This is a genomic window from Chlamydia serpentis (assembly GCF_900239945.1).
Classification (GTDB): Bacteria; Chlamydiota; Chlamydiia; order Chlamydiales; family Chlamydiaceae; genus Chlamydia; species Chlamydia serpentis.
The window spans coordinates 210,123-223,816 of record NZ_LT993738.1; the positions used below are offsets into that span (position 1 = coordinate 210,123).

A 13,694-nucleotide genomic window follows, 5' to 3' on the forward strand; every position below is an offset into this window, starting at 1 on the left:
TATACTCTCAAAAATATCAGGAAAGGTTTACTTATTGATCCTGCCTTATTGGTTTCTATCGAAAGCTGTATCCTCTTCGCATTCCTGATATTTTAGGGTAAGCACTTTCCTGTTTTTTAGAGGTCGATGGCTTTAAATTTTGAACCACTTTTCTGACCGCGCTTTTAACTTCAGTTAGCATCTCACTGGGTTTAGGGAGGCATGGCTCAAAGTAATACAGACAATGCAGGAGTAGTCGAATAAAAATAATATAAAAAATATTATTCGTGTTTTTTAATTAATTATTTTTATAAAAATAAAAATTAGTTAATTAATTATTTAGGATCATAACTCATGAGAAAAAGCCACTCTTTAGATCAAACCTCAACAAAAAAAGAAGTTATTTCTAAAGCTATTCAGAAAATTATTAAAATTATGGAAGCAACAGAACCTCCTCTATCCTTAGAAAATTCAAATTCAGAAATTACAGGGATATTAGAAGAGATCAGAGAAATTAAACAAACGCTTTCAAAACAAGCTGAAGGGCTCCAGATGCTTGAAAAATATTGTTCTCAAGAAACACTCTCTGATCTTCAGGATAATGCATCATCACTAAAGCTTTCAATCAACAGTGTGATAGAAGAGCTTGGTTCTTTGAAACATCTTGTAGAAGAAAGCATAGAAGAATCCTTAGGTCAGCATGACCAACTCATCCAATCTGTACTTATTGAAGTCTCAGATAAATTTCTTTCTTCTATAGGAGGGACTCTTTCTGGAAAACTTGATATGAGTAATAATAAGATTCAAGGACTTCTAACTCAAGAAAATCCTGAAGAATCTGATGCGGCTTCTGTGGGGTATGTACAAAGGTTGTTCCAACCATGCAATACGAGAATCGGCGAAATTTATGAGAAAGTATCTCTTCATGATACCAATATCTCTTCATTGCAGTTCCATATGATGTCAGTAGCCGGAGGTAAATTCCGAGGTCATATTGATATGAACGGGTATCGTATTTTAGGAGTCGGTGATCCTAAAAATGGAGAAGATGCAGTTTCTAAGGACTACCTAGAGCGCTATGTTAGTTCTCAACTCTCTTCAGAAAAGACTGAGGAAAAATTACCTAAAAAAATGAATACAGGAAAACTTCTCTATTCTCAGGGACTTAGTCCTAAATTAGAAAGCCCTCTACCTCTAGGACTTCTTACTTCTGGAATCCTTGGATTTACTTGGAAAAGCACAAGTAAATCGAGTGATGGTAGTTTTCCTTTTACTGCGCTTAGACATAAGGAAACAGAATCTGATACTGAGTGTTTCCGTATTACATCAACAACACTATCAGGAAATCAATCAGGAACCTATAAATGGTCCTTGTCTTTAAAAGCTTTGGTCCCTGCTATTTTTAACCTCAAAAATCCTGAAGTTCTGCTTTCAGTTATGTACTATTACGAAGATTGGATTCCTATCGATAATATTTTGAATATGTCCCAACCAATTACGTTACCCCTTGCTTTAATAGGACAAACTATGCTGGGAGGACACAAATATGACATTTTAGAACTCGCTCCACATCAAACAAACGAGACTTTATTAATTAGCCCTAACTGTTCTGGATTCTCTTTACAATTAAAAAATACTCAACAATTTGAAAATACTCCAATTGATTTTTATGTAGTCCACGCTGCTCACTCCTGTTACTGGTTAGGATTCTAAATAACCACTACAGCTGCTTTTAGCAGCTGTAGTCAATATTCTTCAGAATGCAAATATTTCGATAACGGATGATCTAAATTTAACTCTCCATTACGCTTGTCATAGGCACCGGCAATAGTTCCTTGATCTATAAGATAAATACGATCCAAACAACTATGAACAAATTGCATATCATGGGTTGTTACACCAACAGTGAACTTCTGATCACGTAGTGTTTCTAAAAGATGCCTGAATGATGTGGTAGCAAAAGGATCTAAAGCTGATGTTGGTTCATCAAAAAGCAGCGTACGCTTATCCATGCACAGAGAACGTACAATTGCTACACGTTGTTTTTGGCCTCCAGATAGTTGATCAGGATAACTCTCAGCAACTTCTGCTATCCCAAGAAAATTTAAAAGCTCAAACGCCTTGTCTCTAGCCTCTTGACTACTGCGACCTTTTATATGAATTTGCGGATGTGTGCAGTTTCCTAAGACTGTCATATGAGAAAATAACTCGGGTTGTTGAAAAACCAAAGCTGGCGTCTCGCCTTGAATAACAATGTCTCCTTGTATAGGCTTAACTAGCCCCGCAAGAGCACGTAAAATTGTGGTTTTCCCTGAACCACTTTTACCAACAAACAGTGTAATATGTCCCTCTTCTAAAGAAAAAGTTACGTCATATAAAACCTTCTTCTGATTAACAGAATAAGCTAGATTTTCCACCTTAATTGTCATAACTCCTCCTTTTCTCTGACAACCTAGCAACACAAGAAAATGCTGTTGTCATCAAGAAATACAGCCCAGCACAAACAAGGTACATTTCCATAGGATTCAACTCCCTGGAAACAATGTCTTTAGTTACTTTAGTTAATTCAGGAACCCCCACTACCATCAAAATACTACTTTCCTTAATTAAAGAGACAAACTCATTTGTTAGTGATGGCAATATATTTTTAATGACCTGGGGATAAATAATATAAATAAAAATTTGATGCTTTTTATACCCTAAAACAATGGCAGATTCCCATTGTCCGATAGAAAGAGAATTGATTCCTCCACGAATATTTTCTGCAAGATAGGCAGCGGAATTCATACTTAAAGCAATAATACCTGCAACTAAAGGTGTTGGTTCTATAGGAACAACTCCAGGCAAGCCAAAATATACAATTAAAATTTGAATAAATAAAGGGGTTCCACGAATGATAGTGACATAACTATTAGCTAGAAATTTAGTTAACCGTGAGGGAAAATATAAAGAAGTTACTGTTCCAATTAATAACCCCAAAATAGAACCGCAACAAATTCCTATACCACTAATAAATAGTGTGTATCCGCACCCTCGCAACAATAATTTTGTTGTAAGTAGCCAATGATCCATTCTGACCTCTTGTGCATATTTATTTACAATAAAAGCATATTTATGCAATTAATCCAAGAAAACTTGTAATAGGTTTGCAATAGCATCCACTAAAAGTAAAAGACGCTGTTCTTCAACAGGGGTCACAAAGACAGTATCATCTCCTGCTAAAGTTCCAAGAACCTCATCTTTAAGCTCTTCATCTATCAATCCCGCGATCCAAGAAGCAGAACCAGGTACCGTACGGATCACGATAAGATAGGTGTTATGACGAATAGAAACAACTAAACGAGGGGCATGAATGTTATCCTTCGAGGGTGGTAGAGAATAACTTGGCCCATGATGACCAGGAATCTTGACAGCATGAATTTTTCGTAACCATCGAGATACGGAAGACTGTGTAGTAGTGAATCCTTGAGCAGATAGTTTCTCGCACAACTCTTCCTGAGTTGCCGCTCCTTCAAGACGTAAAATTTCTTTTAAAGTTTCCTCTATAGTTAATTTTTTTTTCATAGAACCCCTGTGTAACTTTTACTTGCTCATATTGAGAAGTCACCCATACTATGGAAGGTAACTTTTTCTTTGTTTGGTTTATTATGCTCACCCTAGGCTTAGAAAGCTCTTGTGATGAGACTGCTTGTGCTATAGTTAATGATGATAAGCAGATATTAGCAAATATTATTGCATCTCAAGATATCCATACATCGTATGGTGGCGTCGTCCCCGAACTTGCCTCAAGAGCGCATCTGGATACTTTCCCAAAAGTCATAAATAAAGCTCTAGAACAAGCAAATCTTTCGATTAAGGATGTAGATCTGATCGCAGTAACACAAACCCCAGGATTGATAGGCTCTCTATCAATAGGAGTACATTTTGCTAAAGGGCTTGCTATAAGCACAAGGAAACCTCTGATTGGAGTTAATCATGTCGAAGCTCACTTATATGCTGCTTATATGGCAGCGCAAGACGTCTTGTTCCCTGCCCTTGGTCTTGTGGCTTCTGGAGCTCATACTGCAGCATTTCTTGTTGAAAACCCTACATCATACAAGCTCATAGGGAAAAGTCGAGATGATGCTATGGGAGAAACTTTTGATAAAGTGGGGCGCTTTTTAGGGTTGCCCTATCCTGCAGGACCGTTAGTTGAAAAACTTGCCCTAGAAGGTTCTGAGAATGCTTATTCCTTTAGTCCTGCTAAAGTTCCTAATTATGATTTCTCTTTCAGTGGTCTTAAAACTGCAGTCCTATACGCAATTAAAGGAAATAACACGAACCCACGCTCTCCTGTTCCAGAGATATCTCAAGAAAAGCAAAAAGACATCGCAGCTTCATTTCAGAAAGCTGCGTGCACTACTATTGCACAAAAACTTCCTACTATTATAAAAGAATTTTCGTGTCAGTCTGTACTTGTTGGAGGTGGCGTAGCCATTAATAATTACTTTCGATCAGCAATAAAAGCTACGTGTAATTTACCCCTATACTTCCCTCCTGCCAAGCTATGCTCTGATAATGCGGCTATGATTGCAGGTCTAGGAATAGAATCTTTTAAAAAAAACTCGAGTATTTCGGACATTCATTTATGCGCAAGATATCAGTGGGAATCTGTCTCGCCCTCGTTTGTGTTTTCTCTCTAGGACTCCAAAGTTGTAAAAAGTACAATCGTCTTTATATGCCAAAAGGTGAACTCGCTATTAATATACGAGATGAGCCTCGTTCTCTAGATCCAAGACAAGTACGACTACTTTCAGAAATCAGTCTTGTTAAGCATATCTATGAGGGGTTAGTAGAAGAAAATACTACTTCAGGGATTATAGAGCCTGCTCTTGCAGCAAACTACTCTGTCTCTGAAGACGGTCTAACCTATACTTTTAAATTGAAACAAGCTTTTTGGAGCAACGGCGATCCTATCACAGCTGAAGACTTTTTAGCTTCTTGGAAACAGATGGCTAATCAAGAGGTCTCCGGAATCTATGCTTTTGCTTTTAATCCGATTAAAAATGTAAGAAAAATTCAAGAGAAAGAACTCTCTATAGATCACTTTGGAGTGAGTGCCCCAAATGAATCTACGCTTATTGTTACCTTAGAATCTCCAACCTCACATTTCTTAAAACTTCTAGCTCTTCCTGTCTTTTTTCCTGTTCATAAATCTCAAAGAACCCTTCCTTTGAAAGAAAGTTTGCCTATAACAAGCGGTGCTTTCTATCCAAAAAAAATCAAACAAAAACAGTGGATAAAACTCTCAAAAAATCCTTATTACTATAATCAAAAGCAAGTTGAAACCCAAACAATTACTATCCACTTCATCCCTGATGCAAATACAGCGGCAAAATTATTTAACCAAGGCAAACTTAACTGGCAAGGACCTCCTTGGGGAGAGCGAATTCCCCAAGAAACTCTATCTAGTTTAGAGTCTAGGGGACATCTGCACTCTTTTGATGTTGCTGGAACTTCATGGCTTACTTTCAATATCCATAAGTTCCCTCTCAATAATATGAAACTTAGGGAGGCATTAGCATATGCATTAGACAAAGAGTCGCTTGTTTCTACTATATTTTTAGGTCGTGTAAAGACTGCCAATCATCTTTTGCCCACAAATATTCATAGTTATCCTGAACAACAGGAACAAGAAATATCCTACCGCAAAGTTTATGCTAGAAAACTTTTTACAGAGGCTCTTGAAGAACTCCATATCACTGCTAAAGACTTAGAACATCTAAATCTTATTTTCCCGGTATCTTCACCTACAAGTTCCCTCTTAGTCCAACTTATCCGAGAACAGTGGAAAGAAAGTCTAGGATTTACTATTCCCATTATAGGCAAAGAATTTGCTCTGCTTCAATCAGACTTGTCCTCAGGAAACTTTTCTTTAGCCACAGGGGGATGGTTTGCAGATTTCTCTGATCCTATGGCATTTCTTACAATTTTTGCTTATCCATCAGGAGTGCCTCCCTACGCAACTAACCATAAAGGCTTCCTTGAGCTTCTCCAAAACATAGAGCAAGAAAAAGATCCCAATAAGCGTTCCAACTTGGTATCCCAAGCCTCGTTTTATTTAGAAACATCTCATATTATTGAACCTATTTATCATGATGCTTTTCAATTCGCTATGAATAAAAAACTTTCTAATCTAGGAGTCTCGCCAACAGGAGTGGTAGATTTCCGTTATGCTAAAGAAAACTAACTTTTCCTTAGATTGATCAAGAACTGAATCTTATATTAAGTGGGTGTCATTATGACACCCTTGATTCCCTAACTTTATCTTCTAAAGTTATACTTTCTTGGTTTCCTTCAAAATGCTCCGAATCTCCATCTTCTAAAGGAACTTTAGTCATAAATATGAAAAAAGTGCGCTATCCTTTTGATCGAATAAAAGCCCATCTGATGGCAGATCAAAACATAATGCGTGACATAATGCGTGATGTATTCTGAAGGATTGGTCAAATAGCGCTCTTAAAACAGAGAAATAAAGATCAAACTTTGCCCTTATTTATACCATTATGTCATTCTAATATTCGAATTGCTTTGAATAAAAATATTCAAAACTTTAAAAATCCTAGTCTCTTGAATCGAAGGACATCTGATTTTCGTTTTTTAGAGAAAGTATTGAGCTTTGTTATAACTTAATTATTTTTGTGAAAATGTTTTTACGATGGGTTTCATTATTTTTATTGATCACTAGTCTTACTGGATGCCTTCCCTACTCTGCAAAACACAAACAATCTTTAACTATTGCAATTCACGATGATCCTATAGCTTTCTCTCCTGAACAAGCAAAACGATCAATGGATCTATCAATTGCAAAATTGCTTTTTGATGGTCTAACTAGAGAAACTCCTACCGGCTCTAATGGTTTAGAGCTTGCAATTGCTAGTCGATATACAGTTACCGAAGATTTTTCGTCTTATACATTCTATATTAAAGACAGCGCCTTATGGAGTGATGGAACACCCATTACTTCTGAAGATATTCGGAATGCTTGGGAGTATTCCCAAGAGCACTCTCCTCATACAAAAGTTTTTGAAGGTCTCCACTTTTATACCCCTTCTGTAAATGCAATCAATATTGTTTTAGAATCACCAAACGCAGATTTTCCAAAGCTTCTTACCTTTCCTGCTTTTGCTATTTTTAAACCCCGCAACTCCAAAATCTTCAGTGGCCCTTATACTCTTATAGAATACTCACCAGGCAATAGCCTTTTTTTAAAGAAAAATCCTAACTATTATGATTATCATTACGTCTCAATAAATTCGATCACACTATTAATTATTCCTGATATCTATACAGCAATTCATCTTCTAAATAGAGGAAAAATTGATTGGGTAGGACAACCTTGGCATCAAGGTATTCCATGGGAGCTTCATCGACAAACTCAATATTATTATCATAGCTATCCTGTAGAAGGAGCTTTCTGGCTCACCCTAAACACGAAATCCCCACATCTAAAGAATCTTCAAAACAGACATCGATTGGCAACTTCTATTGATAAACGTTCTTTAATTCAAGAAGCTCTTCAAGGGAGCCAAGAACCTGCAGAAACACTTTCTCGAGGAATGCCACAACCCAATCAGTATAACAAAGAAAAGCCATTAACACCTCCAGAAAAACTAGTGTTGACGTATCCTTCAGATATTTTCAGATGCCAACGAATTGCAGAAATTCTGAAAGAACAATGGAAAGCTGCCGGCATAGATTTAATATTAGAAGGTCTGGAATACCATCTTTTTGTTAACAAACGAAAAGTTCAAGATTATGTTATAGCAACGCAAACAGGTGTAGCCTATTATCCTGGAGCTAACTTAATGCCTGAAGAACACAAACTCTTACATAATTTTGAAATTATTCCTCTCTACTATATGAGCTATGACTACCTGACCCAATGTTCTATAGAGGGATTAATTTATAATGCATCTGGAGCTGTGGATCTCAAATACACCTATCTCCCTTAACACCGAGAGAATAGGATCATTAACCAATATTTTTTTGTTGAAGAAGGGTTTCTTTGCGGGTATACTAAGTCTCTCTATAAGAACGCTTTGATCAGAAATTGCTTCTATTTTAATTCATATATGGAGCAAAACAAAGAAGAAATATCCCAAGAGAAATACCCATGTGGTATTTTTATCTAGAAAAACAAAAGAGACCTATTCCTTGTTTAGTGAATATTGCAAACTAAGAATTATAATTTCAAGTTCTTCACTAATTTCAATCCCTATAAACTTAGATTAAGCCTTAAATTGAGAAACTCACATGAAGATATATAGACTTAAATACATCTTAAAAAGTCTTATTGCTATTCCTTGGTTACTCCTCTCTCTGTTAAGTTGCTCAAGACAAGGTAATGACCTTACGAAGAACACTCTAATCATTGCAATGAGCCATGATCCTGCGACTCTAGATCCTCGCAATACCTATTTGAGCAGGGATGCTTCCCTAGCAAAAGCTCTATATGAGGGATTAACAAGAATAACACATAAAGGGGTCGAGCTTGCTCTTGCAGAAAGTTATACTCTGTCTGAAGATAATACAGTCTATACTTTCAAACTAAGGCCCTCTTTATGGAGCGACGGAACCCCTCTTACTGCTTATGACTTTCAAGAGTCTTGGAGACAAATGCAGTTCAAAGAATTTTCATGTTCAAGACCTATACTACTTAGTGTAATTAAGAATTCTTCAGCGATTGTTAGCGGGGAACGAACTATGGAGGCTTTAGGTATACATGCACGAGATGATCTTACCCTAGAGATCTTACTCGAACATCCCTGTCCACACTTTCTAGAACTCCTTGCTCATCCAGCATTTTCTCCTGTACATAAGTCTCTTAGAGACTACAATATCACAAAATACAGAGACAAATATATTTCAAATGGTCCCTTTATCTTAAAAAAATATGAACACCAAAACTACTTAAGTTTAGAAAAAAATCCCCTTTATTATGATCACCAATCAGTCCACTTGGATTCTATAACTCTAAAAATCATACCTGATCCTTCCACTGCAATTAAACTATTTAAAAATAAATCTATAGATTGGATTGGTTCGCCATGGAGCTCTGCTATCTCAAATGAAGTTCAACAAGCTCTTCCTAAAGAAAAGGTTCATTTTTATCCTGTATCAAGCACAACTCTTCTTATTTATAACTTAGAAAAACCCCCAACACAAAATAAAGCACTGCGTAAAGCTATTGCCTATGCTATTGATAGAACAGCCATTTTAAGACTAGTAAGTCCATGCGAAGCCGCCTTTACTCTAGTTCCTCCAAACCTTTCACAACTTAATATTCAAGAAAATATTTCAATGGAGGAACGTCATAACAAAGCTCGAGCCTATTTTAAAGAAGCAAAACAAACAATCTCTGATGAAGAACTTTCTCAATTAAACATTCTTTATCCTATAGAATCATTTAACTTCTGTATCGCAATTCAAGAAATTCAAAGGCAGCTTAAAGAAGTCCTAGGACTGAAAATTAAAATCCAAGGAATAGAATATCACTGCTTTTTAAAAAAACGGCGCCAAGGAGACTTCTTTATGGCTTCTGCAGGATGGATAGCAGAATATTTAAGTCCTATGTCTTTTTTGCGAATTCTAGGCAATCCTAGAGATCTTACAAAATGGAAAAACCATGATTATGAACAGACTCTAGCTAACCTAAATTATGCTGTTACTTATCAAGACCACTTAAAAAGTAAAGATTACTTAAAAAGTGCGGAAACCATGATAGAAGAAGAAACCCCTATTATTCCTCTATATCATAGTAAATACGTTTATGCGATAAACCCCAAAATTCAAAATACATTTGGTTCTCTTTTAGGTCATATGGATCTTAAAAATGTAGAAGTGGTAAATTAATTTTATGAGATAAAAATTTATAAATTTTTTACTTTAAATTGAAGGTCGCTCAAAAAACGAAATCATCTCTAATTAAAGAACTCATTATTCTAAACAAATAAGAAGTAAAAGTCGTTAATTTCAACATATTTTTTATATTGAAAATGACTAAAAATCAAAGTATAATCACCTAAATCTTTTGTCACTGACAATTACTTTTCAGTGGAAATGCTTAATGGGGTTTTCTCTCGTGTTTTCATACATAAAAAACCGACTTCTTTTTAATCTGCTTTCCTTATGGATTGTTCTAACACTTACATTCTTGGTTATGAAAACTATTCCTGGAGATCCTTTCAATGATGAAGGCTGTAATGTTCTATCAGAAGAGGTCTTACAAACTTTAAAAGCTCGCTATGGTTTAGATAAACCCCTCTATAAACAATACATACAGTATCTCTATTCATTAGCAAAGCTAGACTTCGGGAACTCGCTAGTTTATAAAGACCGTAAGGTTGTTAGTATTATCGCTACGGGATTCCCTATATCTGCAATCCTAGGACTACAAAGCCTTCTAATCTCAATAGGAGGAGGAATTGTTCTTGGCACTGTTGCTGCATTAAAAAAAAAGAAGCCAAGACGCTATATTTTAGGAGCCTCTATAATACAAATCTCGATTCCAGCATTTATATTCGCTACACTTCTACAATACCTCTTTGCTGTCAAAATTCCTCTTCTTCCTATTGCTTGTTGGGGAAATTTCAGTCATACAATACTCCCTACTTTGGCACTTGCTGTAACTCCTATGGCATTCATTATACAGCTGACATATTCCTCAGTCGCATCAGCCTTAAAGAAAGACTATGTTCTACTTGCCTACGCAAAAGGATTATCCCCACTTAAAGTTATTCTAAAACATATTTTACCTTATGCAATCTTCCCAACAATTTCCTATTCTGCATTCTTAATTACTACAATCATTACAGGAACTTTTGCTATCGAAAATATCTTCTGTATTCCTGGGTTGGGAAAATGGTTTATCTCTAGTATTAAACAACGAGATTACCCGGTAGCGCTTGGCCTTTCAGTATTTTATGGGACTCTGTTTATGCTTTCTTCCTTACTTTCTGATTTGCTTCAAGCTTTTATAGATCCTGAGATTCGTTATGCCTATAGGAAGGAAAAAAATAAGACGATCAAAGCAATCCAAATAGAAGAATCGTAATTTTATGAAAAACGTATCTTCACTTAGATCACCTAGTGTTTGGAAATCTATAATCCAAAATAAAATGCTTATTTTAGGTCTAACTATTTTGAGCATCCTAATTTCTGGGTGTATAATTTTACCATTCTTCTATCAAGACTATGAACAAACATCTTTAAAAAATATCCTTCTTTCTCCTTCCCTATCTTTCCCTTTCGGGACAGACTCTCTAGGAAGATGCATGCTTGCCCGGACTCTAAAAGGCTTACAACTCTCCTTGCTCGTCGCAATGATTGCTACCCTGATTGATCTTTTTATGGGACTTTTGTGGGCTACAATTGCTGTATCTGGAGGGAAAAAAATAAATTTCTTAATGATGCGAACAACAGAGATTCTTTTTTCTCTACCCAGAATTCCTATTGTTATTCTTCTTCTAGTAATTTTCCATCATGGACTTCTTCCTCTAATTCTTGCCATGACGATTACAGGATGGATTCCTATATCCCGAATTATTTATGGCCAATTTCTACTTTTAAAAAATAAGCCTTTTGTCCTATCTGCAAAAGCTATGAATGCCTCTACATTCCATATTTTAAAGAAGCATCTTTTGCCTAATACTTTAGCTCCGATCATATCCACACTAATATTTACTATTCCTGGAGCCATTTATACTGAAGCCTTCATTAGTTTTCTTGGCTTGGGGATACAACCTCCTCAAGCAAGTCTTGGGACTTTAGTTAAAGAGGGAATCAATGCTATAGATTACTACCCCTGGCTCTTTTTCTTTCCATCTCTAATTATGATCACCCTATCTATAAGTTTTAATCTGATTGGAGAAGGTGCTAAAGCTCTATGTCTTGAAGAGGGATCTTATGGATAGTCTACTACTAAATATTAAAAATTTGACAATAGATTCTAAGAATCCTGCCAAGACGCTTGTCGAAAATTTATCCTTAAAACTTAGAGAACATCGCAATCTTGCTTTAGTTGGAGAAAGTGGATCGGGGAAAACTACAATTACCAAAGCTATCCTAGGTTTCCTGCCAGAGAACTGCTTTGTTAAAAGTGGTAGCATCTCATTTGAAGACATAGATATTAATCGACTCTCTCCTAAGGAACTTTATAAAATCCGTGGAAAGAAGATTGCTACCATATTACAAAATGCTATGGGATCTCTGACCCCCTCAATGCGTATAGGAACGCAGATTATCGAAACCCTAAGACAACATCATAAGATAAATAAAAACGAAGCTTATCAAAAAGCTATGAAACTTTTAACTGATGTAAGAATCCCTAATCCTCTCCACAGCTTTTCACAATACCCTTTTGAACTCAGCGGTGGTATGCGCCAACGTGTTGTTATAGCCATAGCCCTTGCAAGTAATCCAAAGCTTATTCTTGCTGATGAACCTACAACAGCTCTAGATTCTATGTCGCAAGCTCAAGTCTTGAGAATCCTGCATAATATTCAAAAACAACGCAAGTCTACGATTCTCCTTGTAACTCATAATCTCTCCCTCGTCAAAGAGCTCTGTGATGATGTTTGCATTATTAAAAACGGTAAACTTATAGAAACGGGACCGGTAGAAAAAATCTTCTCGAATCCTAAAGACCCCTATACTCTACAACTTCTTAATGCTGTTACTAAAATCCCTGTTAAAGAAAGTAGTTCTCCTATTCTGAAAAATAAATTCCAGCCTTTAGTGACTTTTAAAGGTGATTTATGACTACTTTACTTAGTATAGAAGACCTGTCTGTAACTATTCGAGGTAAGAAAATACTAAATCAGATTAACCTTCAACTAATGAAAGGGAGCTGTTTAACTATTGTAGGACCTAGCGGCTCTGGAAAATCTTCCTTAGCTTTGACTGTTTTGAACCTCCTAAAACGAAATACAGGCACAATAACTTTCAATATTGATACCAATCTTCCTAGAGCACGTAAACTGCAAGTGATCTGGCAAGATATTGACTGTAGTTTAAATCCCTGTATGTCTATTAAAACGATTATTGCGGAACCTCTAAATATCATTGGCAATTATTCTAAAACTGAACAAGAAAAAGAAATTTATAATGTTCTAGATCTTGTGAACCTTCCCAAGTCTATTCTCAATCTTAAGCCCTATAAGCTGAGTGGAGGGCAAAAACAACGAGTAGTCATTGCAAAAGCTCTTGTATCTAAACCCGAGCTTCTGATTTGTGATGAACCCCTATCTTCACTAGATACTCTTAACCAATCCCTAATCCTAGATCTTTTCCAAACAATAAAAAAAGAGTATCGAAATACCCTACTCTTCATTACCCATGACATGTCGGCAGCCTACTATATTGCTGATACTATTGCTGTTATGGACCAAGGAAATCTTGTCGAATATGGATCCAGAGAAAAAATTTTTTCTACTCCTCAACATATCATTACACAAGAGCTTCTTGATGCTATTCCCTCATTTTCTTTGATTTCTAAAGAAATTCAATCTTCAAACACATATGAACTAGAAGCTGTATCAAAGTAAATGATTCTAAAAATAAGTCCCCCTTATAAAAAAGGATTGCTATTGATATTTTTAATCTCTCCTATGAGGAAAGATAAGGATTCATAAGAAAAAGTTTTATGTGAAGCAACTTCTTTTCCCCGACTAAAA

The 13,694-nt window shown here is 36.0% G+C and carries 12 protein-coding genes; 9 read left to right on the plus strand and 3 right to left on the minus strand.

All coding sequences use genetic code 11. The features are described 5' to 3' along the window. The first annotated feature begins 333 nt into the window (after window positions 1–333). Window positions 334–1,692: a hypothetical protein gene (locus C834KP_RS00820; RefSeq protein WP_108896327.1), complete on the plus strand. Its 1,359-nt coding sequence runs from the start codon at window positions 334–336 to the stop codon at window positions 1,690–1,692. 32 nt (window positions 1,693–1,724) lie between these two features. On the opposite strand, the gene C834KP_RS00825 is transcribed toward C834KP_RS00820, so the two are convergent. Genes C834KP_RS00825 through argR form a run of 3 tightly spaced genes read right to left on the minus strand, consistent with a single transcriptional unit; the run spans window position 1,725 to window position 3,543 of the window. Next, a complete protein-coding gene (locus tag C834KP_RS00825) occupies window positions 1,725–2,408 on the minus strand; it encodes an ATP-binding cassette domain-containing protein (protein WP_108896328.1) in 684 nt (227 codons plus the stop codon). Beyond that, a complete protein-coding gene (locus C834KP_RS00830; RefSeq protein WP_108896329.1) occupies window positions 2,398–3,051 on the minus strand; it encodes an amino acid ABC transporter permease in 654 nt (217 codons plus the stop codon). Before C834KP_RS00830 ends, C834KP_RS00825 begins: the two co-directional genes overlap by 11 nt. Window positions 3,052–3,099: 48 nt before the next feature. Continuing rightward, window positions 3,100–3,543 (minus strand): arginine repressor, encoded by a 444-nt coding sequence (argR, locus tag C834KP_RS00835; protein WP_108896330.1) that lies wholly within the window; start codon window positions 3,541–3,543, stop codon window positions 3,100–3,102. Between the two features lie 83 nt (window positions 3,544–3,626). Here argR and tsaD point away from each other — a divergent pair, with 83 nt between their 5' ends. The 8 genes from tsaD (at window position 3,627) to C834KP_RS00875 (ending at window position 13,565) form a co-directional block, all read left to right on the plus strand. Continuing rightward, window positions 3,627–4,661 carry a tRNA (adenosine(37)-N6)-threonylcarbamoyltransferase complex transferase subunit TsaD gene (gene tsaD / locus C834KP_RS00840; protein WP_108897113.1) on the plus strand — a complete coding sequence of 345 codons (1,035 nt, stop codon included), beginning with the start codon at window positions 3,627–3,629 and terminating at the stop codon, window positions 4,659–4,661. Next, window positions 4,607–6,208, plus strand: coding sequence for a peptide ABC transporter substrate-binding protein (locus C834KP_RS00845; RefSeq protein WP_108896331.1), 1,602 nt, complete (start codon window positions 4,607–4,609; stop codon window positions 6,206–6,208). Before tsaD ends, C834KP_RS00845 begins: the two co-directional genes overlap by 55 nt. A 457-nt stretch (window positions 6,209–6,665) precedes the next feature. Next, complete coding sequence (locus tag C834KP_RS00850; RefSeq protein ID WP_108897114.1) at window positions 6,666–7,973, plus strand: ABC transporter substrate-binding protein; 1,308 nt, start codon at window positions 6,666–6,668, stop codon at window positions 7,971–7,973. Window positions 7,974–8,274: 301 nt separating this feature from the next. Continuing rightward, window positions 8,275–9,873: a peptide ABC transporter substrate-binding protein gene (locus C834KP_RS00855; protein WP_108896332.1), complete on the plus strand. Its 1,599-nt coding sequence runs from the start codon at window positions 8,275–8,277 to the stop codon at window positions 9,871–9,873. Between the two features lie 229 nt (window positions 9,874–10,102). Then, window positions 10,103–11,074, plus strand: coding sequence for an ABC transporter permease (locus C834KP_RS00860; RefSeq protein ID WP_108897115.1), 972 nt, complete (start codon window positions 10,103–10,105; stop codon window positions 11,072–11,074). Window positions 11,075–11,078: 4 nt separating this feature from the next. Further along, window positions 11,079–11,933, plus strand: coding sequence for an ABC transporter permease (locus tag C834KP_RS00865; RefSeq protein WP_108896333.1), 855 nt, complete (start codon window positions 11,079–11,081; stop codon window positions 11,931–11,933). Further along, window positions 11,926–12,780 carry an ABC transporter ATP-binding protein gene (locus C834KP_RS00870; RefSeq protein WP_108896334.1) on the plus strand — a complete coding sequence of 285 codons (855 nt, stop codon included), beginning with the start codon at window positions 11,926–11,928 and terminating at the stop codon, window positions 12,778–12,780. The genes C834KP_RS00865 and C834KP_RS00870 overlap by 8 nt, the downstream gene beginning before the upstream one ends. Next, on the plus strand, window positions 12,777–13,565 hold the full coding sequence (locus C834KP_RS00875; RefSeq protein WP_108896335.1) for an ABC transporter ATP-binding protein: 789 nt from the start codon (window positions 12,777–12,779) through the stop codon (window positions 13,563–13,565). Before C834KP_RS00870 ends, C834KP_RS00875 begins: the two co-directional genes overlap by 4 nt. The last annotated feature ends 129 nt before the right edge of the window (window positions 13,566–13,694 follow it).